This is a genomic window from Nodosilinea sp. E11 (assembly GCF_032813545.1).
In the GTDB taxonomy this organism is placed as follows: domain Bacteria; phylum Cyanobacteriota; class Cyanobacteriia; order Phormidesmidales; family Phormidesmidaceae; genus Nodosilinea.
This window is the reverse complement of sequence record NZ_CP136520.1, coordinates 3168429-3189464: the sequence shown is the minus strand read 5'-3', so window position 1 is coordinate 3189464 and position 21036 is coordinate 3168429. Positions and strand designations below refer to the sequence as shown.

Annotated in this window: 19 protein-coding genes and 1 riboswitch; of the genes, 10 read left to right on the top strand and 9 right to left on the bottom strand. The window is 58.1% G+C overall.

The annotated features are described in order from the left end of the window. Positions 1-146: 146 nt before the first annotated feature. Positions 147-1250 carry an App1 family protein gene (locus tag RRF56_RS16220; protein ID WP_317034216.1) on the top strand — a complete coding sequence of 368 codons (1104 nt, stop codon included), beginning with the start codon at positions 147-149 and terminating at the stop codon, positions 1248-1250. Between the two features lie 29 nt (positions 1251-1279). On the opposite strand, the gene RRF56_RS16215 is transcribed toward RRF56_RS16220, so the two are convergent. The 3 genes from RRF56_RS16215 to RRF56_RS16205 form a co-directional block, all read right to left on the bottom strand. Then, on the bottom strand, positions 1280-4279 hold the full coding sequence (locus tag RRF56_RS16215; protein WP_317034215.1) for a glycerol-3-phosphate acyltransferase: 3000 nt from the start codon (positions 4277-4279) through the stop codon (positions 1280-1282). A gap of 155 nt (positions 4280-4434) precedes the next feature. Further along, entirely contained in the window at positions 4435-5034 is a 600-nt protein-coding gene (locus RRF56_RS16210) for a hypothetical protein (protein ID WP_317034214.1), read from the bottom strand. Positions 5035-5598: 564 nt separating this feature from the next. Then, positions 5599-5967, bottom strand: a complete 369-nt coding sequence (locus tag RRF56_RS16205) for a CU044_2847 family protein (RefSeq protein ID WP_317034213.1) — start codon at positions 5965-5967, stop codon at positions 5599-5601. 177 nt (positions 5968-6144) lie between these two features. On the opposite strand from RRF56_RS16205, the gene RRF56_RS16200 reads away from it, so the two are divergent. Further along, on the top strand, positions 6145-6657 hold the full coding sequence (locus RRF56_RS16200; RefSeq protein ID WP_317034212.1) for a 2TM domain-containing protein: 513 nt from the start codon (positions 6145-6147) through the stop codon (positions 6655-6657). 50 nt (positions 6658-6707) lie between these two features. Here RRF56_RS16200 and hypB read toward each other — a convergent pair whose 3' ends face one another. From hypB to cobM, 4 genes are all read right to left on the bottom strand, one after another. Next, a complete protein-coding gene (gene hypB / locus RRF56_RS16195; protein WP_317034211.1) occupies positions 6708-7409 on the bottom strand; it encodes a hydrogenase nickel incorporation protein HypB in 702 nt (233 codons plus the stop codon). Positions 7410-7545: 136 nt separating this feature from the next. Further along, a complete protein-coding gene (gene hypA / locus RRF56_RS16190; RefSeq protein ID WP_317034210.1) occupies positions 7546-7911 on the bottom strand; it encodes a hydrogenase maturation nickel metallochaperone HypA in 366 nt (121 codons plus the stop codon). A 108-nt stretch (positions 7912-8019) separates the two neighbouring features. Continuing rightward, positions 8020-9216 carry an agmatinase family protein gene (locus RRF56_RS16185; protein ID WP_317034209.1) on the bottom strand — a complete coding sequence of 399 codons (1197 nt, stop codon included), beginning with the start codon at positions 9214-9216 and terminating at the stop codon, positions 8020-8022. A gap of 108 nt (positions 9217-9324) precedes the next feature. After that, a riboswitch (guanidine-I (ykkC/yxkD leader) is annotated at positions 9325-9430 on the bottom strand. Between the two features lie 41 nt (positions 9431-9471). Next, the gene (gene cobM, locus RRF56_RS16180) at positions 9472-10350 is read right to left on the bottom strand and encodes a precorrin-4 C(11)-methyltransferase (protein ID WP_317034208.1); all 879 of its coding nucleotides are present in this window, start codon (positions 10348-10350) and stop codon (positions 9472-9474) included. A gap of 326 nt (positions 10351-10676) precedes the next feature. Here cobM and RRF56_RS16175 point away from each other — a divergent pair, with 326 nt between their 5' ends. The 6 genes from RRF56_RS16175 (at position 10677) to RRF56_RS16150 (ending at position 17200) form a co-directional block, all read left to right on the top strand. Then, positions 10677-11453, top strand: a complete 777-nt coding sequence (locus RRF56_RS16175; RefSeq protein WP_317034207.1) for an MOSC domain-containing protein — start codon at positions 10677-10679, stop codon at positions 11451-11453. Positions 11454-11861: 408 nt separating this feature from the next. Next, a complete protein-coding gene (gene hemW / locus RRF56_RS16170) occupies positions 11862-13082 on the top strand; it encodes a radical SAM family heme chaperone HemW (RefSeq protein ID WP_317034206.1) in 1221 nt (406 codons plus the stop codon). A 75-nt stretch (positions 13083-13157) separates the two neighbouring features. Continuing rightward, positions 13158-14738, top strand: a complete 1581-nt coding sequence (gene serA, locus RRF56_RS16165) for a phosphoglycerate dehydrogenase (protein WP_317034205.1) — start codon at positions 13158-13160, stop codon at positions 14736-14738. Positions 14739-14895: 157 nt separating this feature from the next. Then, positions 14896-15792 carry a 50S ribosomal protein L11 methyltransferase gene (gene prmA, locus RRF56_RS16160; RefSeq protein ID WP_410510492.1) on the top strand — a complete coding sequence of 299 codons (897 nt, stop codon included), beginning with the start codon at positions 14896-14898 and terminating at the stop codon, positions 15790-15792. 4 nt (positions 15793-15796) lie between these two features. Continuing rightward, a complete protein-coding gene (locus RRF56_RS16155; RefSeq protein WP_317034203.1) occupies positions 15797-16006 on the top strand; it encodes a hypothetical protein in 210 nt (69 codons plus the stop codon). A 9-nt stretch (positions 16007-16015) separates the two neighbouring features. After that, positions 16016-17200, top strand: a complete 1185-nt coding sequence (locus RRF56_RS16150; protein WP_317034202.1) for a homocysteine biosynthesis protein — start codon at positions 16016-16018, stop codon at positions 17198-17200. A 17-nt stretch (positions 17201-17217) separates the two neighbouring features. Here the strand turns inward: RRF56_RS16150 and RRF56_RS16145 are convergent, their stop codons facing one another. Further along, positions 17218-18330 (bottom strand): hypothetical protein, encoded by a 1113-nt coding sequence (locus RRF56_RS16145; RefSeq protein WP_317034201.1) that lies wholly within the window; start codon positions 18328-18330, stop codon positions 17218-17220. Between the two features lie 446 nt (positions 18331-18776). Here RRF56_RS16145 and RRF56_RS16140 point away from each other — a divergent pair, with 446 nt between their 5' ends. Beyond that, entirely contained in the window at positions 18777-19658 is an 882-nt protein-coding gene (locus RRF56_RS16140; protein ID WP_317034200.1) for a tetratricopeptide repeat protein, read from the top strand. Between the two features lie 184 nt (positions 19659-19842). On the opposite strand, the gene RRF56_RS16135 is transcribed toward RRF56_RS16140, so the two are convergent. Next, on the bottom strand, positions 19843-20157 hold the full coding sequence (locus tag RRF56_RS16135) for a hypothetical protein (RefSeq protein ID WP_317034199.1): 315 nt from the start codon (positions 20155-20157) through the stop codon (positions 19843-19845). Positions 20158-20359: 202 nt separating this feature from the next. Between RRF56_RS16135 and RRF56_RS16130 the strand changes: the two genes are divergently transcribed. Next, entirely contained in the window at positions 20360-20956 is a 597-nt protein-coding gene (locus RRF56_RS16130; protein ID WP_317034198.1) for a pseudouridine synthase, read from the top strand. Positions 20957-21036: the final 80 nt, after the last annotated feature.

The following is a 21036-nucleotide window of genomic DNA, read 5'->3' as shown; positions in this document are numbered from 1 at the left end:
CTTAGGCCCACTCAGCGCCAGCCCGTTCAGTTAGCCCGGAGCATCATGACCCAGATCGGGGCAACGATCCCCTGACTCTGGTGCCGGCCCAGCCAAGGCTCCTGGGCCACCATGAATGATTTTGAAGAGAAACCCCCTATTCCGCCATGCCAATCAATTATTTAAATAACCTTAGAGGCGCTGTCACCAAACGTTTGGGTATGGCTGGCCCGCTGCAAGTGTTGGCCTACCGGGGCTACGGCAGCGCCGACCAACTCTGCTTTCGGGGCCGAGTGCTGCGCGATGATGGCCTTCACCCCTGTGACGAAGACTGGCCGCTGTGGAAAAATGCCCTCAATATGTTTCGCCGGTTTGACCACGATGAAGTGTCTGGGGCGCGGCTGCGGCTAACTTTTAACGACCAAACCCACGAGGTGGAAACCGATAAAGCGGGCTTTTTTATCGATGAGGTGCGGCCCCATGCCCCCTTGGCCGACGATACTCTATGGCACGAAGCCCACATTGAACTGCTAGAACCTCGCTCTGATCAGGGAAGCGTTCAGGCGGTGGCCCAGATGCTAGTGCCGCGATCGCAGGCGCAGTTTGGCGTGATCAGCGATATTGATGACACCATTGTGCACACCAGCGCCACCGATCTGTGGCAGATGATTCGGCTAGCCTACTTGGGCAATAGCCAAACCCGTCTGCCCATACCGGGGGTACCAGACCTCTACCAGGCGCTTCAGGTGGGGGGCGATGGGCAGCACGAGAACCCGATTTTCTACGTCTCCAGCAGCGCCTGGAACATGTACGACCTGTTTGAAGAGTTCATGGATGCCCAGGGGCTACCCGCCGGGCCGATCTCCCTGGTGGCCCTCGATCTGTCTTGGTCGAAATTGTTTTCCTTCGAGCACAGCGACCACAAGCGCGGCGAAATCGAACCTATTCTCGACCAATACCCCGAGTTGCCCTTTATTTTGATTGGCGATAGCGGCCAAAAAGACCCCGAGATCTACACTCAGATCGCCTGCGACCATCCCAATCGCATCGCCTGCATTTACATCCGCAACATTCCTAAAGAACACCCCGATCGCCAACCCGAACTAGAGGCTCTAGCAGAGCAAGTACGGCAAGCCGGTAGTGAGCTAGTGACCTTTGAGGATGCGATCGCCGTTGCCCACCATGCCCACGATCGCGGCTGGATTGAAGCTCATGCGATCGAGGCCGTGCAGCAGTCTGCCGCCACCGCCTCGCCCCTTCCCTCCACCTAGCCCTAGCAACGGTGGACAGTCCTAGGTGACTAGCTCTCTTCGTCTCTGGGGGGCAGAGAAGGTAGGGTATGGCTGTGGTTAGCCCCATCGTCGGGAGTATCGATCACCTCGACAATGCCAGTTTCGCCATTGAGCCGCACCCACTGACCGCTGTGCAGGCGCTGGGTGGCATTGGTCACATCCATTACCGCTGGAATGCCGTACTCGCGGGCAATAATTGCCCCGTGGGAAAGGCGGCCGCCCACTTCAGCAATCAGCCCCTGGGCGCGGGCCAGCAGCGGTGCCCAGCCCGCATCGGTGTAGGGCACCACCAGAATGAAGGGGCCTGTCGTCGCTGTCACGGTCTCAAGTTGGGTCATGACCACCACGGGGCCAGCGACCGTACCCGCACTCGCGCCAATGCCAGACAGCTTTTGCCGCACGGTGGCTCCGGGCGCTAGGGCCATCTCGCGGCTGGGAGGTTCGTTGCCAAACACCAAATAGGGCACGACGGCCATCTGCCGGTCTTGATCGTACTGGGCCTGGCGCTGCTCAATCTTCACCCGAATGGATCGCCAATCGGGCGCAGCCTTTGCAACCACGGTTTGAATCTCCTCCAGGGTGAGGAAGAAAATGTCGTCTCGTGCGGCCAGGTGGCCCTGGTGCTGCCACTGGGTCGCCAGGGCTAAAATGCTCCACCGCAACTCGGCCAGCAGCCGGTTATAGAGGGTGTTGACCTGCCCCTTCAGATCGAGGCGGCGCTGCACTAGAGCCATTTTCCGACCCTGGGCAGGGGTAGAGGGGGTCTTAGGTGGGGGTGGCTGCCGCACAAATTGAGCCAGCAGCTCACGCACCGGGCTAGGATTTTCTCGCCAGGTGGCCACGGCAATGTCGGTGCCAACGGGGCTGAGATAACCGTATTTGGCAATAAACTGGCTGATCTCCTGGAGTAGCGAGTCGCCATCGGTGCTTTCGGCCAGGGTAGACATCAACGAAGAGCTATCGGTAATGCGATCAAGCTCCGGGGTCGAGAGCACCTGGCGAATGTCCTGGGCGATCGCCCGCAGATCCTCCAGGGCCTCAATCTCGACATTCTGCATGGGGTTGAGGCTTTCTTCGGGCACCTTGAGCAGGGCGCGGCGCAGGGCAAAGCTCAGTGGTCCCAGAATGTTGTAGTAGGTGACCTGCTTAAGCAGATCGAGGATTGTGTCTACTCGGCTCAGCAATTCCTGGGGCGTGAGGGCATCGTTGGGGGTATTGGCTAAGGCTTGCAGAGCAGGCTCAAAGCGATCGCGGTTTTCCTGGGTAAATTGTTGTTCCAGCTTGAGTTCGCGCCTTAGCAGTCGCACCAGGCCAGGCACGTTCTTGAGGGTAGAGCCCAGGGGCGGGCGGCTAAACTTGGCACCACGGGTCAAAAACTCTAGGCTCTCTGGGGGCAGGCCCATGCGGCGAAAGATATCCCCCAGCAGGGTGGCGTTGAAGTAGGCGTGGGCGTGGTGCAGGGTGGCGGTGGCTTCAAAGTCGAGGCCGCCCGAGCGATCGCCCAGCACCACCGTAAAAATCTCCCCCCAGACGCCACAGGTCAGGGGTCGATTGATTGACCAGGTCAAGGGCCGAATCGTGCCGGGGATCACCTCAGCGGCGATTTTGCGCGTCCACAGGGGTTGCAGGGTGGTAATTGGGCGACTCTGCAACAGCCACAGGGCCTCACCGTCGTAGCTCCACTCGATGTCTTGGGGCACGCCCTGATAGCGGCTCTCCAGATGGCGGGCCAGGTAGGCGACCTGCTGCAACAGCCGCGCCGGGGTTTGGCCTTCGCCGTCTACGGTCAGCGTTAGCGCGTCAGAGATCTGCCAGTCGGCCTCGGCAATCTCCGCCAGGGGAGGCAGATCGTCGGGCTGCACCAGTACCCGGTACTGTTCGGGCGTCACCTGACCCCCAACCACCGCCTCGGCTCCCCCCGGTAGCGCCTCGATCACCACCGCATCACCGCAGCGGGTAATTGGGTCGCGGCTAAAGGCTACCCCCGAAAACTGGCCCTGCACCTGCTGCTGCACAATCACCGCCAGACCCCGTTCTGGCAGGCTCTGGCTCTGGCGATAGGCCAACGCCCGCTGAGAATTGTAGGAGGAAAACACCCGCACGATCGCCGCCGTCAGCCCCTCCTGGTCGGTGATATTCAAAAACGACTGGTAGATTCCCGCCGCCGAGGCGCTGCCCATATCTTCATCCTGGGCGGACGATCGCACGGCAAGCGGCTGAGTGGGGGAGGGATCGGCGATCGCCAGTAGAGCGGTCGGGTCATCCCCAGCGGGCAGCACATAGCCGCGCGGCACCGGGTAGCCCCAGGCTCGCAGCTGGCCCAGAGTAGCGGCTTTTTGGCCAAATTTAGCCGCATCGAGGGGGGCATCAAGGGCAACTAAGCCGCGATCGCCGCGAAAAAACCGAAACATGGTGCGAGACTCCAATCGTCCTTGATCATCGGGCAAATCGAGATCGTCCGGTAGCTTTTGATAGATCCAGGCGATCAGCACGCTAAGACAGGTCATCGCCATAATCAACGCCCCATCCTGGTGGCGCAGAGCGGTAATCAGCGGCAGCAGCACCAGCGACAGCAGTCGACCCTGCCGTCGCTCGCGAAAGATCGTAAATCCTAGCCCGCTAAGAATAAACGTCAGTAGCGCCGTGGGCCAGTCATAGACCGCAATGCCCCACACGACATTGGTGGTGCCTGCCCCCTTAGCAAACCAGTAGCGCCCCATCACCAGCCCAATCAGGGCAATAATTTCCCAAACCGGATCCGCTGGGAAGTAATAACGGGCTAGCAGCACCACCCCAATGCCCTTAGCAGCCTCTAGCAGCACCGCCACAATGCCCGCCACCTTGCCGCCGTGATAAAACGCCGCCGACACCCCGACATTGCCGGTGCCCACCCGCCGCAGTCGCTGCCCAGTCAGCAGTCGCGTTGACCAGCCGGTCAGGGGCAACCCACCGACCACCGGAGCCAGCACAAAAATCAGAAAAGCACCCCAAACCTGGGTCAGGGTCATGGCAATCAACTTAAAAGACTACAGCGGCACAACGGCGAACAGGAGAGATCTAGCCGTACAGGGTCTGAGGCAGATCATCAGGCTGAGCCCTGCGCCTTACACCTTACACCGTGAATCCTATCCCTATTCCCTCTAACCCATACTGTTTGCCGCCCCTAATCTTGGTAGGGCCTAACCTCATACTGGACAAAGGCGTGTGGATGCACGGATGGTGGCAGAGGCTGATTTTCGTAGTATACGTAGGGGTTGGGCGGCATGCGCATGGGATAAACCATCGGGGGCGGCTGAGAAGTGCGCCGCTGAAGGTGCATCAACCACAGGGCAAGAATGGCAAAGGCTGTCCCGCCACCCAGCATGAGCATCATAAACAGGCCCAAAATACCCCAGAGAATCATAGTCTGGGTTTCGTTGTTGCGCGGAATCGACTCCATCAGCCGCACCTGCTGAGAGGTCATATTCTCGACCGTCTCCTGATAGGTATCCAGCTGTTCTAAGACTTTATCGGTTTCAGCCCGTTGCCGCTCCAGCTGAACTTTGAGATCATCGGCCAGATTCTTTTGGGCGCGCAGTTCGTCTTGCAGGCTGCTCACCAGATCTTGCTGCCGAGTCAGATCGCGCTCTAAGCGATCTTGCAAAATTTCTTGGCCTACACCGGGAGGGGGCGGCACCGGCACCGTCTGAATGTTGAGACTTTCGGCACTGGGGGGCGGAGGTGGTAGCGTAGACCTGTTGCTCGGCTCCGATCGCACCAGCATAGTCAAAACGAGCAGTGCCCCCCCGGCAGCACAGCAGGTGATTAAGATAGGTTTCTCCTTCGTCAATCCCTGCAAAATCTCATTCCCTTGTAGTGGTGGTGGCCAGTCAGATTTTCAGGAACTGTCAGGAGCGGGCTTCAGAATGTAGCTTTATCTAGGAGCAAACTTGCCGCAGGTACAGCTCCAAAGGTAGCAGAGTCAAGACCAAGAGGTCTCTAGATCACTATAACAAGAAGCCAACGGCTCCCTAATATCGACGAAATCTTAGAAAATATCCCAGGGAAACCCTCGTTTCTGCGAGATTGATTATCAAATTATTATACATTGGCCAAGAATTGGCACAACAAATATACTGATTGTCCTCGGTTAGTCATCCCCTGGGCCAATCCCGCTATTCTACCTAGTACTGGCTGGCAGAAAACGGGCAACCCTCAGCTAGGGTTACAGAGGCTGGGGATCTCTATAGCGCAGCGAAAAACCGGGTCTTTAGATGACGGCTCCCTAGCCGCCCTCCAAGGAACCCGGTGATGGTGACGATGACTTACCGTTCTGTCGGTAAGCAAATTAGTTAAATGAGCACTCCACCGTAATTTTGAGATTGCTCTCGGCGGTGCCTTTTGTAACGTAGGGAACTCCTGCCTCTCCGCCGACCTTGAGGCCAAACTCTAGGGTGACTTTTTCGACATTGGCGGTGGCCATGTCTTTGAAGGCATTCATGGTGTAGCTAGTGTAGGTACGAATGGTACTTTCAATAGCTTTAAAGCTCTGAGCGGCATGCACCTGGGCGGCTTGGGGGGTCATACCCAGGCCCTTGGCTGTGCGGGTGGTTTCAGCGTAGGGGTCGGGGGCCGAAGGGGGGGCGACCACATCGTCGGTGGCTTCCATATAGATTTCGGTGCCATCCTCTAGGCGGATCGGTACCAGTTGGGTCATAGTGCACACTCCGATGGTTAAGATGCGTATCCACCCATTAGCATGCCCTAACCGGCGCAGGTCTCACCACAGGGAGCGATCGCTGTGCCGATAGGTTTTCCGTACTGCAACCGCCCCCCACATCCCCCAGATTTTGTTTATAAAAATAAGAAGGGATTTATGGGCAAGAGGGCAGCGATGGCTGATTTAACAACTGATTCGTACATCCGGGATGGCGAGTTTCTGTACCCCGCCGAAGATGCCCAGCAGATTTTGAGCATTGCGATCGCCCGTCAAACTGAGTCTGGCGAGCTTTCTCGTACTCAGCTACTAGAAATTGCCGACGAGCTGGGGATCTCCGCTGACCTGGTTACCGAAGCCGAGCGCGAGTGGGACGTCAAGAAATATGAATTGGCCGACCAAAAGCTGTTTGATAGCCAGCGACGGCAGCGCCTTCACCACGATTTGGCCCAGTTTTTGATCATCGGCGGTGGTGTGGTGGTGTTTCAGCTGGTCACGGGCGGCTGGCTGTGGAACTGGTTGCTCTACATCACCTTAGGCCCCTGGGCACTGCAAATTGCCTGGGATGCATGGCGCATCTATCGCCCCAACGAGTATAGCTACCGCAAAGAGTTTCAGCGCTGGCGGCGCAAGCAGCAGATGAAACGGGCCGTAGGTGGCGTCATGCAGCGGCTGTTGAGATTCTCTTGATTTTGGCTTGTCGCCCTGCTAAATCGGGGGTAGCTCACCAGGATTTGATATTAGATGTGAACGTGGGTCTTAGCCGAAGTAGCGGCTGACACGCGATCGCGCACCCATCCAAACCAGTCTTCCAACCCTTCCCCCGTTTTGGCCGAGACAGAAATAATCGTCACATCGGGGTTCATCTGCCGCACGTTGGCGGCGATTTGCTCGATACTGACATCCAGGTAAGGGGCCAAATCTACCTTGGTGATCAGCAGGCAGTCAGCCTCTTGAAACATGATCGGGTACTTGAGGGGCTTGTCTTCGCCTTCGGTGATGCTCAGTAGGGCCACTTTGGCGTGTTCGCCCACCTCAAACTCGGCAGGGCAGACCAGGTTGCCCACGTTCTCGACCAGCACCAAATCCAGGGCATTCGGTTCGTAGCTGTGCTCTAGGGTATGGATCCCACCAGCAACCATTTTGGCGTCGAGATGGCACGATCGCCCCGTATTAATCGCCACCACTGGCACCCCGTACTGGCGCAGGCGATCGGCGTCGAGTTCGGTGGTCATGTCGCCTTCGATCACGGCGATCGCCAGATCCCCATGCAGCCCCTCCAGGGTGCGCTCCAGCAGCGCCGTCTTCCCCGCCCCAGGGCTGCTCATGATATTCATGCAGGTGATGCCCCAGCGGTCAAAGTGGGCGCGGTTGTGGTCGGCCCCGCTCTGGTTGACGTGGAGCAGATCGATTCCTAAAGCAGCGTCAAAGGTTTGGTGCATAGGGCGATTCTAGATTGGGAATTTGCGATTTTGGATTTTCCGATGCCCCTCCTAGGAGGGGCGGGGGTGGGTCTGCAAGACTTTTAGATGAGATTAAGCCGAGACATGAAGCGGTGCATTGCTGCGCTAATACACCCTACGGTTGGGCGATCGCCTCCGCATACTCTACCCGATCGATCTTTAGCTCGCGCCCGGAACGAATGTCGCCCATGGGTGCTTGGCAGGTAGGGCAGGCGTATTGCAGGCCAATTTCGGGCCGGTACTCGCTCTGACAATCGTGGCAGTAGGCGATTAGCGGTGTTTCGTTAATCACCAGCTCGGCCCCGTCTAAAAAGGTGCCACGGGTCTGCACCTCAAAGGCAAACTGTAGGCCCACCGGCTCCACGCAGGTAAACTTGCCGACGGTCAGGTGAACTTTCTCGATCGCAGGCTGCCCCGGCTGCGCCTCCCACCAGTCGCGCACGGTGAGGATGAGAGCCTTGGTCATATCGGTTTCATGCATGGCAGGGAACGGGGGGGAAAGAGTGAAGAGGTAGAGGGGTGAAGAGGTAAAGGGGTAAAGAGCTGGAGACGCGATCACTTCTTCACTTCTTCACCTCTCCACACTTCCCTACTCCCAGGGCTCATCCACGTTCATATTCGCCTCTTCATGGATGTACGAGGGCTTCTCGCGACGGGGTAGCTGGCCCGATTTTACTAAATGGGCCATGGTGTCGCAGATCACGCGGGTGGCCATCAGCGCGGTCATGTCGCTGACGTCGTAGGGGGGCGACACCTCCACCACTTCGATGCCGCAGACGGTGGTTTCTTGAATGATGCGCTTCAGCAGGTAGAGAGCCTCGCGGGGTAGTAGACCGCCGGGTTCGGGCCAGCCGGTGCCGGGCACAAAGCCCGCGTCGATGCAATCGATGTCGAAGCTAATCCAGACGCAGTCAGTGCCGTCGGTGGCGCGCTGGATGGCAAAATCGGCGGCGGCATCGAGGCCCATTTCGGTGATGTCGGTGACGGTGAGAATGTTGGTGGCCCGCTCGCGGCAGACCTTCACCCCCTGGCGCGGCACCTGCCAGCCGCCGATGCCCAGCTGCACCAGGTTTTTGGCCGGGGCGTTGGCCATATTGGTGGCGTGGAACCAGGGGCAGGTGTGCATGCGCTCATCCAGGTCGGTTTCTTGGGTATCGACGTGGCGATCGAAGTGGATGATGCCGACCTTTTTGTCGCCCAGGTGGCGGCAGATGCCCCGCACCGTGGGGAAACCGATGGAGTGGTCGCCCCCCAGCAAGATCGGGAACGCGCCAGAGGCAAACACGTGGGCCACGCCCTTAGAAATCTGGTCGAAGGACTTCTCGTTGTTGGCGGGAATGGTGAACACATCGCCCACATCACAGAGGGTGATGCTTTCGCGCAGGTCGATCCCCATCTCAAAGTTGTAGGGGGTGTAGAGGGCCGAGATGCGGCGAATACCCTGGGGGCCAAAGCGGGTGCCAGGGCGGTAGGTAGTGCCGCTGTCGTGGGGAATACCGACGATCGCCACATCGAACTCGCCCACCCGGCGCACATCTTCGACGTAGGGTGCTTTGAGAAAGGTGTTGATGCCTGCGTAGTGGGGCAGCTCACCACGAGAAAAGGTGGGGATGGTGCGATCGCGAATGCTGGCCGCCGCCTCTAGGCCGTACTCCAGACCCTGGGAGACTTCCTGCTGCCAGCCGGTCATGGGCAAGCGAGCTTCCATCTCTAGGGCGCGCTGGGCCTCAGAAGACTGGCCATTGGGGCTTTGAAATACTGGATCATTGGCGGGGTCGGTGGTCATCGGAAAGCCTCACAGGGATAACTTGAGCACTAGACTAAACGCGATTCCCAGGCCAGGTACAGCAAAGCCCGGGAAAATCAGAGAAGTTGACGCGATCAACTTCTAAAATCCTCCCGGGCTTTTGTCCCGCCGTGTAGTTGGCCATCACCAACCCGCCTCTCTCGGACCAGCCGTTCAGCACCATCGCCAAACCGGAACCCTAGAGGCTTAAATTCAGTTTTAATGCCAACACTCTAAGCCCAGCCATCACTCAGGTCAAGCCTCAGTAGTCACCGCATCTTGGGTCGCATCAGAGGGGATGACCGATCGATCCTTGGGACGAAACAGGTGGGTGTGGTCGGGGTTATACAGTCGTGACCTCACCTTTTGCCCCCGCAGCGCTGGGCTAATCACGTAAAGCGTAGTGCGAATCAGGTCTTTTTCGCGGGTGGTTCGGGCCATTTCCGACAGTGGAACGACTAAAAGCTGCTCATCGGGCCAGCCAATCCGAAAGCAAATCGCCACCGGGGTATCCGGCTCGTAGTGCTTTAAAAGCTGGGCCTGAGACTCTTCCACATGGCGGGCACTCAAATACAGGCACAGGCTGGTTTTGTGGGCCGCCAGACTGGCCAGATCCTCCGCCTCGGGCACCTGGGTGCGCCCGCTAATGCGGGTGAGAATGATCGACTGCACCAGCCCCGGAATGGTCAGCTCAGCATTGAGCTTGGCCGCCGCCGCCTGGTAGGCGCTAATACCCGGCACCACTTCAAAAGGCACCTCAGCCTCCGCCAGCGCCTGAATTTGCTCGTGGATGGCGCTGTAGAGGCTGGGGTCGCCCGATTGCAGGCGAATTACCGACTTGCCGGCCCGCACCCGCTCCACCATCAGCGGCAGAATGCTCTCCAGGGTCATCGTTGCAGTGCCAATACGCTCAGCATCAGGGCGGGTCCACTCAAGGATTTGCTGGGGCACCAGAGAGTTGGCGTAGAGAATCACATCCGCCTGGCTTAGCAGGCGCTGTGCCTTAACCGTCAACAGTTCTGGGTCACCCGGTCCAGCCCCTACGATATAGACCCCCGGCGCTAGGGGCGCAACCTGCGAGGAGGTGCCCGCAGGAAAATCTTGGATTTTAGGCGAGGTCGCGGCGTTGGCCATAGGGCAAAAGTCAAGAATTCATACAGCCCCCAGATCATAGCCACTTTGTTTCAAGTATCCGTGAACTCCAGGTATTTCACCGGAATTTAGCCGCCGCCTCAGGAGAGTGGAATGGTAGATGCACCCTGATTCAGACCTCTGAGGATAGCTAACTCAGGGGTCTTTTTTTATCAATGACCGAGGGCTAAGACCGAGGGCTAAGTAGATAGTTGTGATTAAACGTAGGATAGGCAAAGGGCAAAGCCTGTGCCCATCGCCCTGATGATGGGCATGCAAGGGATGGTTATGATGGCTAGAGCATCGACATCGAGCGAGGATCCAGCCCCATGCTCCCTTTTCTGTCTCGCATTGATATTTTCCCCGTCAAGTCGCTAGATGGGGTTGCGGTGTCCCAGGCGACGGTGTTGGGGAGTGGGGCGCTGAGGGGCGATCGCACCTATGCCCTGTTTGATGCCCAAAACCGCTTCATCAACGCCAAGCGCACCGCCGCCATCCACCGCCTGCGATCGGCTTTCTCTGACGATGGCGAGTTCATCACTCTAGCCGTGGATAGCGATAGTTCAACCGTCACCTTTTCCCTGCACCAGCAGCGCCCAGACCTAGAAACCTGGCTAGCCAACTACTTTCAGCAGCCCGTCACCCTACAAGAAAACCACGACCTCGGCTTTCCTGACGACACCTATGCCGCTGGACCAACGGTAATCAGCACCGCCACTCTCCAGACCGTCGCCGACTGGTATAGCCTTACCCTCGACGAAACCCGCCGTCGCTTCCGCACCAACCTGGAGATCGACGGTGTGCCTGCCTTCTGGGAAGACCAGCTTTTCAGCACCGATGAAACCCCCGTCTGCTTCACCATCGGTGATGTGGTGCTACAAGGCATCAACCCCTGCCAACGCTGCATTGTGCCCACTCGCGACGCCCTCACCGGATCTGCCACCAAAAGCTTCCAAAAAACCTTCGCCCAGCAGCGCACCGCCACCCTGCCGAGCTGGGCACCCCCCCAATGGTTTGACCATTTCTACAAACTGGCGGTCAACACCAACATCGCCAATCAATGCGGGCAAAGTCTTAGGGTTGGGGATAGTGTTAGCCTGCTTTAACACAGGCAAGACCATGCACAGAGCGATCGCCCCCCCGATCACCTACAAGCCGAGACCGATGCGAAGCGCGACATGCCGCCTACAGCCTAATACGTCCGTCGGGTCCAGGGCGGCGGAACGTCCCTGGTTGAGGGGGTCTGGGAACAATCGAAATGTCCCCAGCGGTAGACCTGGCTACAATACCCAATCCTGCCTCACCACTCATGCTTCAACAGGGCAAATGCCATTCGCCCCTACGGTTCAGCCGTTTGGGAATCGGGATTTTGTGCTGCGGATTTGCTCTGAAAATGACCCTAAGATGGTGCATCGCTGCGCGGATGCACCCTACAGTTTTCATCCTTCCAGGTGTCGCCTTAGCGGCATGGACAATTGGTATCAATCCCGGCCTCTCGCTTCAAGGTATAGGCGATGACTACCCTCTCTAGCAATATCTCCAGCCCTGCCGCCGCCTACATCCACATTCCCTTCTGCCGTCGTCGCTGCTTTTACTGTGACTTCCCAATTTCAGTGCTGGGTAACCAGCAGCGTGGCGAGACCTCAGGCACCGTAGAAAGCTATGTGGACGCGCTCTGTGCAGAAATCGTAGCCACCCCAAAGCTGAATGAACACCCCCTCAGCACTGTGTTCTTCGGCGGCGGTACTCCATCTTTGCTCTCTGTCCCCCAGCTAGAAACGATTCTGGCCCAACTCGATCGCCGCTTTGGCATCGCCCCCACCGCCGAAATCTCCATGGAAATGGACCCCGGCACCTTTGACCTAGAGCATTTGCAGGGCTACCTAGCCGCAGGCATCAACCGCATCAGTCTCGGCGTTCAAGCACTAGACGATGTCACCTTAGAAAGCTGTGGCCGCTACCATCGCGTTGCCGACGTATACCAGGCTGTAGATTGGCTACACCAGGTCGCCATGCCTAACTGGAGCCTCGATTTAATCTCTGGATTGCCCCACCAAACCCTGACCGATTGGGAAACCGGCCTATCTAAGGCCGTAGCCCTCCAACCTCACCACCTTTCCATTTACGACCTCACGGTAGAGCCACAAACCGTCTTTGCCAAACGCTACCAACCGGGCGATGCGCCCCTGCCCACCGACGATCAAACCGCCACCATGTATCGGCTGGCTCAGCAATGGCTAACTGCCCAGGGCTACGACCACTACGAAGTCTCTAACTATGCCCAGCCGGGACACCAATGCCAGCACAATCTGACCTACTGGCGCAACCAGCCCTATTACGGGTTTGGCCTGGGGGCCGCCAGCTACACCCAGCACCAGCGCGTCAGTCGGCCCCGCACCCTGACGACCTACGGCGAGTGGGTCAAGGCCTTTCAAGCCGCTGGGGGAGTTCACAGCGAACCACCAACACCAACCCTGGAACAATTATTGGATCGGCTGATGCTGGGGCTGCGGCTCAAAGAGGGGATTAACGGCGATGAGCTGCGATCGCATTGTTCTCCTAAAACCTGGTCAATGCTCCAACAAACCCTCAAGCCTCACATTGAGCAGGGATTTGTCATCGTTGAAGGCGACACCTGGGATGATCTCCGCTGTTTGCGTCTCAGCGATCCCGAAGGTTTTCTGTTTTCTAATGTGGTGCTGTCTGACTGTTTTCGGGCCTTAGAAGAACAGTAAAAGTACTCTCCACGCTAATGCCCTGCCCCGGCTTTGCAGTAAAGTAGATCCCTGTGACATTTTTATGGCTGACCCATGCCCAAGGTTTTAGTTTCCGACCCCATCGATCAAGCGGGCCTCGATATTCTCTCCCAAGTTGCCCAGGTCGACGTCAATACCAGCCTTTCGCCCGAAGAATTGGTGGCGACCATTGGCGACTACGACGCGCTGATGATTCGCTCTGGCACCAAGGTGACCAAGGCGGTGATTGAGGCGGGGCAGAACCTCAAAATCATTGGCCGGGCTGGGGTAGGAGTCGACAACGTCGATGTGCCTGAAGCCACTCGACGGGGCATTGTGGTGGTCAACTCCCCCGAGGGCAACACGATCGCAGCGGCAGAGCACGCCCTGGCGATGATGATGTCGATGTCGCGCTACATTCCCAGCGCCGATCGCTCGGTCAAGGCGGGCGAATGGAAGCGCAAAGATTTCACCGGGGTCGAAATCTATAAGAAAACCCTGGGCGTGGTGGGCCTGGGCAAAATTGGCTCCCATGTAGCCACGGTCGCCCGGGCCATGGGCATGAAGCTGCTGGCCTACGACCCGTTTATCTCCGCCGATCGCGCTGAACAGCTAGGCTGTCGCCTGGTGGAGCTAGACCTACTGTTCCGCGAGGCCGACTACATCACCCTGCACCTGCCCAAAACGCCAGAAACCACTCACTTAGTCAATGAGGCGGCCCTGGCTACGATGAAACCCACGGTGCGGATCATCAACTGCGCCCGTGGCGGCATCATCGACGAAGCGGCCCTGGCTAAGGCCGTACGGGAGGGCACCATCGGGGGTGCCGCCCTGGACGTGTACGAGGCTGAACCCCTGGGCGAGTCGGAACTGCGGGAGCTGGGCAAGGAAATCATTCTGACCCCCCACCTTGGCGCGTCTACCGAAGAAGCTCAAGTGAATGTAGCCATCGATGTGGCTGAGCAAATTCGCGATGTGCTGCTGGGGCTACCGGCGCGATCTGCGGTAAATATTCCCGGTCTGCGCCCCGAGGTGATGCAAAAGCTGCGCCCCTACCTGCAACTGGCGGAAACCCTGGGCAACCTGGTGGGGCAATTAGCTGGGGGTCGGGTCGAAGAACTCACCGTGCGGCTCCAGGGCGACATCGCCGGGGGCGACACCCAGCCGATCATGGTGGCGGCCCTCAAGGGTCTGCTTTCCCACGCCTTGCAAGAACGGGTCAACTACGTTAACGCCTCCATCGAAGCCAAGGAGCGGGGCATCCACGTGATTGAAACCCGCGACGCCGACATTCGCGACTACACCGGCTCGCTGAACCTGTCGGCCAAGGGCAACCTGGGCGAGCACTCGGTGACTGGGGTGCTGCTGGGAGGCAGCGAAATTCGGGTCACCGACATCGACGAGTTTCCGATCAACGTGCCGCCAACGCAGCATATGCTGTTTACCCTGCACCGCGATATGCCGGGCATCATTGGCAAAATTGGCTCGCTGCTGGGCAGCTTTAATGTCAATATCGCTAGCATGCAGGTGGGCCGCAAAATTGTGCGCGGCGACGCGGTGATGGCCCTCAGCCTCGATGACCCCCTGCCCGAAGGCATCTTGGAAGAGATTCTCAAGGTGCCGGGTATTCGCGATGCCTACACAGTTAATTTGTAGGGGGGCAAGGCGTAGGGTGCTTAAGCTGCGGTGGGCTAACGCGATAGGCGGTGAGTAAGTGGTGGGCAGTGCCCACCCTACAGCCGAAAATTTGGGGCTTTAGCCCGCACGGGGCAGGCCCAATCTTGATAGTTGCGAGGCAATCTCTAGAATGGCTGTGGTCAACACCTGGTGGGAAGTAAAGGTACTGTGCGATCCGGCCCTAGAGGATACGGTCTTCTGGCGATTCGACAGTTTTGGCAGCCAGGGTACATCTACCCAGCAGCGGGGTTCCTCCTGCGTAGTTCAGGCCTATTTTCCGCAGCATCGGCTCGAGTTGCTCGATCTATCGGCCCTAGCCCTGCTGATCAAGCAAGATGCCCTGTGCAGCAATCTAGTGTTGCCCCGCATTAGCTGGCAGCTCATTGACGAAGAAGATTGGTCAAAGAGCTGGAAAGACCACTGGCAGCCGGAGCCGATCGGCGATCGCTTCTTGATCACCCCGGCCTGGCTCGAACCGCCCGATGGCAATCAGCGGCTGGTGCTGCGCCTCGACCCAGGGGTAGCCTTTGGCACCGGCAACCACCCCACCACCCAGCTCTGCCTGGAGTCGCTCGAAATGCGGCTCACCTACGAAAAAACCGATGTCACAATTGCCGATATTGGCTGTGGGTCTGGCATTCTCTCAATTGGAGCGCTGCTGCTGGGAGCTAAAAAATCCTACGCCGCAGACATTGACGATCTGGCGGTGCATTCAGCTATGGGCAACCGCACCCTCAACGGGCTGACGGAAGAGCAGCTGCCGCTACTTCATGGCAGTTTAGATGCGATCGCCCAGGCCATGGATGCCCCCGCCGACGGCCTTGTGTGCAATATTCTAGCTGAGGTGATTATGGACTTAATCCCTCAAATGCACACCATTGTCACCGCCGATGGCTGGGGCATTCTCAGCGGCATTTTGCTCGACCAGTCTAAGCTAGTCGCCGATACCCTAGAGCAGCATGGCTGGGTGGTGTCTACCCTCTGGCGACGGCAGGAATGGTGTTGTCTCAACGTGCGGCGATCGCCCTCCTAAGCCCATGACGCTCTCCAATTTCAACTTTGTGCTCAAAGTGGTGGCCGTTTCTGGGGTGCTGAGCGCAGCCATCAAATATGGGGTACCGGCGCTGCTAGCAGATTCCCAAGCAGGGCAAAATCAGCCAGCCCTCAGCCTAGTGCTCCTGCTACTGATTGCGCCTTCAGTGCTGATGGGGGGGTTATTCTGGCTGCGTCGCCGTTCTACCCTCTAGGCACCATCCATGCGCACCATCGACAGCATCAACGCCAAAATTCGCCAAGGCAAAGCGGTGGTGCAAACTGCCGAAGCCTTTAAGCTTCAGGCCCAAGAGCAGGGCATAGCCGCCGCCGCCAAAGCCGTCGATGTGGTGGTAACTGGCACCTTTGAGCCGATGGAATCGTCGGGGGCCATGCTTAACCTCGGCCACACCGACCCACCGATCAAGCTGCTGGAATGTTATCTCGATGGGGTGCCGGCCTACGCGGGCTTTGGCGCAGTGGATGTTTGTCTGGGGGCCAGCCAGCCTGCGGTAGCAGGGCGGGGCGGCGACCTGGGCGACACCGAACCTGTGCGTGAGCACGGCGGCGGCCACGTGATTGCCGATTTGATCGCCGGACGCAGTGTATCCCTCCAGGCCACGGGCCACGGTACCGACTGTTACCCCCGCACCTCGCTCGAAACCACCATTACCCGCGACACGATCAACCAGTTTTACCTGTACAGCCCGCGCGGGCTATACCAAAATTTTATTGTTGGGGTAAACGGAGGCGATCGCACCCTCTCCACCTACCTAGGCCCGCTGCAACCTCGCCTGGGCAACGCGGTCTACGCCAACCCCGGTGCCCTCTCCCCACTTTTAAACGACCCCGATCTTGAAGCGATCGGCATTGGCACCCGCATTTTTTTGGGCGGCGGCGTCGGCTATGTCGCCTGGGAAGGAACACAGCACTTTCCCCTGCAGCGGCGCTTGCCCAACCGCACTCCCATTGGCCCAGCGGCCACCTTGGCCCTGATTGGCGATGCCAAACAAATGCGGTCAGAATGGGTGCGGGGCTGCTATTTCAAAGGCTACGGCCCCTCTTTGATGCTGGGCGTAGGCGTTCCCATTCCCCTACTCAACGAAACCGTTGCCGCCCACTGTGCGGTGCAAGATTCCGACATTGTTGCGCCAGTCATGGATTTTTCCATTCCTCGACGGGTGCGCCCCACCTTTGGCCTGGTGAGCTACGCTCAGCTCAAGTCGGGGGCGATCGCCATCGAAGGGCAAACCGTACGCACGGCACCGCTAGCCAGTGTTTACCTGGCCCGCCAGGTGGCAAACGAACTCAAGGGTTGGATTGAATCTGGCCAGTTTGAGCTGGCGGCCCCGGTGGCATCGCTACCCCAAGACCGCGCCTTTCTGCCCCAAGATGCCCTGAGCGGTTAACCTGGCCAACATGTCGCCTACTCGGCACTGCTCTCGTGGTTTTCTTCGCGCTTTTTAGGGCGATTCGAGAGGCGTTCGGAAACCGGCTCGGAACGAGTATCTGTTCCCAAATTGCTGCCTTTAACCCCAGCAGGCCGACGGCTGGGCATGGGCGGGCGACTGCCCCCTGGCCCACTGCGCAGGCCAGGATTTCCCCGCCGTGGCCCACCCCCCCCGCTGCCCTTAGGCCGTTTCTTCGGTGGCACAATGCCCACCACCGAGGCTTCGCTGAGCACCAAAACCTTGGCTTCACGCTTCACCTTAAAATCCCAGAAGTAGCCCACGGTACGCCCTTCAATCGTGCCGTGAAGCAGCAGCTTGAACGGTTTAGAAGTGCCAGGGGTACGCTTTGCCCCTTGGAGAATTTTGACAGCAATGCACTGGTCTTCAGGCGTGTATTTAATGACTTCGCCACGAATGGAGAAAAAGTTGTCGTTTACCGGCGGCAAATCCGCCAAATCTGGTTTTTCAGCGGTGGTTTCATCCCCGTCTTCTGCGCTGTCCTCGCTGGCGGGGGTTTCGCCAGGCAACCCTAGGGTTTCAGGCTCCCAAACGCCAACGATTTGCAGGTGCAGATCTTGATCGTCATTATCGAGCTCGCGCCGAGTGCGAGGATAGACGACCCACAGGTGAGGCACTGACAGATCGATGTGTTTCTTCACCAAGCTAGTAATGCGGCCCAGCAGGACTGAGTCAATGACGTGACCGTCTTCAGTGATGAGATTGCCCCGGTTGAGCTGGTCAGCCTCGCTGGGTTCGTAGGTGCCACGTACCAAGCCAATCGCCCGGTACTGCATTGGCTCACTGGGGGGCGCAATGGGTTGATAGCGATAGGCATCAGGGTCGATCTCAGGCTCAGGGGGCGGAGCAGGCGGAGCCTTTTTGGCTACCACAGTGTCTACCGGCTTGATCGCTGGCTTAACCGCTACTGCGTTGGTCTCTGGCGCTACAGCCGGTCGCACCGGTCGCACCGGTCGTTGGGGAGGAGACAGTAACGATGGCCGCTCCGCTGCGGGCGCTGCCCCCTGGTCGCTACCGTCTTTAGCTGTAATGTCGCTTTTATTAGAAGCGTCTTGTTCTGCAGAACCCATGACACCACCGATCTCCTCTCAACATGAACCAGCTACCCAACGCAATGGCACTTTGCGCATGACTTAGCCTGTAAGCCTAGCGTAACATTCACCCTTAAATGTGCATTGTTAGGGCAAATATATTAAGCATTAACGCAACCGATCAGAAGCTTTACTCCTGACTGACTGCCCCTGCGATCGCCCACTTGCCCCTAGGGGTCACATCATTTGTCACCGCGAAGGGGCCAATGGAGGTAACTCATCTAGTTTTCATCGCTGACGGTTAGCAATCCGTATTGTTTCTGAACAGCTTGGCAACTTCTTTGCTACTGTAACCCTGTTCATCGGCTTAATTAGCTCTGGGTTCAAGTCCACCCCAAAGCCGAAGCGCTAGAATCATTGTTCTGAATTTTGCGATCGCCCCGACTTTTCGCCGTGATCCGCTGCTCCCCTGATGAGGTAGACCTGTGACTGCAAACCGCAATCGTTGGCTCGTTGGTACCGTTCTAACCCTGGCGTTAGCGGCCTTTTTGTCGATATCGCTCCTGCCCCTTTTGGGTGGCAACGGCACCCGTCGGGGGGGAGAGCCTACCGAGGCCAATCCCACCGCCACCGACCCCGCCTCCGTGCAGGCCGAGCTAGAAGCTCAGGCCCGGGGCTATGAGCTAGTGCTAGAGCGCGAGCCCGACAACCAAACAGCCCTGCAAGGCTTGGTAGATGCTCGAATTCAGCTCAATGATATTGATGGGGTCCTAGGCCCGCTAGAGCGGCTCGTAGAGTTAAACCCCGACGTTCCCGACTACGCAGTGTTGCTAGCCCAAACTAAACAGCAGCTCGGTGATCTAGAAGGTGCCGCTCAGACCTACCGCCAGGTGCTAGACCAACAGCCCGGCAACATGAACGCCCTACAAGGTCTCACCGTACTATTGGTTCAGCAAAATCGACCTCAAGCCGCCATTGGGCTGCTTCAAGACACCCTTAAAACCGCTGAGCAGGTGCAGGCTGAAGGGGCGACAGCGGGCATTGATACCGTTTCTGTGAAGCTACTCCTGGCTCAGGTGCATGTAGAGGCCAACAGCCCTGGCCAAGCGATTGCGCTCTACGACGAAACCATCGCCACTGCCCCAGAAGACTTCCGCCCAGTGTTGGCCAAAGCTCTGGTGCTGCAAGAACAGGGTGAGGCCGACACCGCTCAGGCCCTTTTCGCCCAAGCCACGGCCCTCGCCCCAGCGCAGTTTAAAGATCAAATTGAGCTCATGTCTACCCAAAATCAGGCTGCCCCTACCACGGGCAGCGAAAGCGTAGATCCTTTAGAGCCAGCCCCTGCCACCGAAGGTTCAGCAGACTAATTCGGCGCTGCATTGCCTTAGGAAAATTTCCAGAAGTATCCGGCGACTGTAGCCACCGTAGGGTGGGCACTGCTCACCATTAGGGAACAAGTTTTTCAGGGTCGCCTCCGTTAAAACGCTTCGCACGGCGTGTGGCTATCGAGCCTCCACCGTGCGAAGCGATCAAAATGTTCAAAAAGATAGGCTAGCTCACAGCCCGAGCGGGGGTACCTGAAGTCACCGATTGACCGGAAGCATCGGGGGCAGTCTGGCTATCGGCCACCGTCTCAAACTCAATGTGGTTGAACAGAGTGGTGACAAAGGCAAATAGCAAAAAGGGCAGCGACAGGACTAAAATTAGCCCCACTGTCGCCAGGGCGAACATGGGCTGGCGGGCTCCCATCAGCGCTAGAGAAGTGGCCAGACTGATAAACAAAATGACCAGCCACGCAATAATTTGGCCATAGATATCGCCGAAGGTAAGGGTGCAAGCGAAACGATACTTATTCCCGAATTCCATGGTGCTGTCCTGCCACAATCAGTCCTATAGGGATCAGCATATCGGCCTGACCCTAGCCACCGTTATTTCTCAACATTTCCATAAAAGTTGCAATAAAATGTTGCAGTTCGTAGGTTACGGTTCATACTTCCGAGGGACTATCCCTTGCTCATAGTGCTTAGAGCTATAGACGCTGGGCATTTCTCTGCCGATAGTTAGGGTTATGGGTTACCAATACATTCTGTTTTATAAGCCCTACAATGTGCTGAGTCAGTTCAGCGAGGGGAGCACACCACCTACGTCTGATTCAGCGTCTCGGCTTACCCTCAAAGACTTTGTGCCCATTGCCGATGTCTATCCCGTGGGGCGGCTCGATCGCGATAGTGAAGGCCTCATGCTGCTGACAGACCACGGCCAAGTGCAGCATCGCCTTAGCAACCCACGGTTTGCCCACCCGCGCACCTACTGGGTTCAGGTTGAGCATAGGCCAGCCCCCCCAGCGCTAGCTCAACTGCGCCAGGGGGTTACGATCAAGGGCTATCGTACCCGCCCGTGCCAGGTAGCCTTGATGGCGACCGACCCGCCGCTACCGCTACGAGAACCGCCCATTCGTTACCGCCAAAGCATTCCCACCGCTTGGCTAGAGATGACCCTTCAGGAGGGCAAAAATCGCCAGGTTCGGCGCATGACTGCTGCTGTCGGACACCCGACCCTACGGCTGGTGCGGGTTGCGATCGCCCATCTAGGCCTAGGCAACCTCGAACCTGGCCAATGGCGATTTGTCACCCCCCGCGAGCGCCAAGATCTCTTACAACTTTAGGAGCGAAGGTCAGTCCTGACGAAGACTCCGCTACGTAGCGGAAAGTGGTGGAGTCTTCATCAAGAATCGATAGATTGAGC

What these genes read in the sequence shown, in the direction of transcription:
- RRF56_RS16220 (WP_317034216.1), top strand. Translation starts at nt 147, where the DNA reads ATGCCAATCAATTATTTAAATAACCTTAGAGGCGCTGTCACCAAACGT.
- RRF56_RS16215 (WP_317034215.1), bottom strand. Translation starts at nt 4,279, where the DNA reads ATGACCCTGACCCAGGTTTGGGGTGCTTTTCTGATTTTTGTGCTGGCT.
- RRF56_RS16210 (WP_317034214.1), bottom strand. Translation starts at nt 5,034, where the DNA reads ATGCTGGTGCGATCGGAGCCGAGCAACAGGTCTACGCTACCACCTCCG.
- RRF56_RS16205 (WP_317034213.1), bottom strand. Translation starts at nt 5,967, where the DNA reads ATGACCCAACTGGTACCGATCCGCCTAGAGGATGGCACCGAAATCTAT.
- RRF56_RS16200 (WP_317034212.1), top strand. Translation starts at nt 6,145, where the DNA reads ATGGCTGATTTAACAACTGATTCGTACATCCGGGATGGCGAGTTTCTG.
- hypB (WP_317034211.1), bottom strand. Translation starts at nt 7,409, where the DNA reads ATGCACCAAACCTTTGACGCTGCTTTAGGAATCGATCTGCTCCACGTC.
- hypA (WP_317034210.1), bottom strand. Translation starts at nt 7,911, where the DNA reads ATGCATGAAACCGATATGACCAAGGCTCTCATCCTCACCGTGCGCGAC.
- RRF56_RS16185 (WP_317034209.1), bottom strand. Translation starts at nt 9,216, where the DNA reads ATGACCACCGACCCCGCCAATGATCCAGTATTTCAAAGCCCCAATGGC.
- cobM (WP_317034208.1), bottom strand. Translation starts at nt 10,350, where the DNA reads ATGGCCAACGCCGCGACCTCGCCTAAAATCCAAGATTTTCCTGCGGGC.
- RRF56_RS16175 (WP_317034207.1), top strand. Translation starts at nt 10,677, where the DNA reads ATGCTCCCTTTTCTGTCTCGCATTGATATTTTCCCCGTCAAGTCGCTA.
- hemW (WP_317034206.1), top strand. Translation starts at nt 11,862, where the DNA reads ATGACTACCCTCTCTAGCAATATCTCCAGCCCTGCCGCCGCCTACATC.
- serA (WP_317034205.1), top strand. Translation starts at nt 13,158, where the DNA reads ATGCCCAAGGTTTTAGTTTCCGACCCCATCGATCAAGCGGGCCTCGAT.
- RRF56_RS16155 (WP_317034203.1), top strand. Translation starts at nt 15,797, where the DNA reads ATGACGCTCTCCAATTTCAACTTTGTGCTCAAAGTGGTGGCCGTTTCT.
- RRF56_RS16150 (WP_317034202.1), top strand. Translation starts at nt 16,016, where the DNA reads ATGCGCACCATCGACAGCATCAACGCCAAAATTCGCCAAGGCAAAGCG.
- RRF56_RS16145 (WP_317034201.1), bottom strand. Translation starts at nt 18,330, where the DNA reads ATGGGTTCTGCAGAACAAGACGCTTCTAATAAAAGCGACATTACAGCT.
- RRF56_RS16135 (WP_317034199.1), bottom strand. Translation starts at nt 20,157, where the DNA reads ATGGAATTCGGGAATAAGTATCGTTTCGCTTGCACCCTTACCTTCGGC.
- RRF56_RS16130 (WP_317034198.1), top strand. Translation starts at nt 20,360, where the DNA reads ATGGGTTACCAATACATTCTGTTTTATAAGCCCTACAATGTGCTGAGT.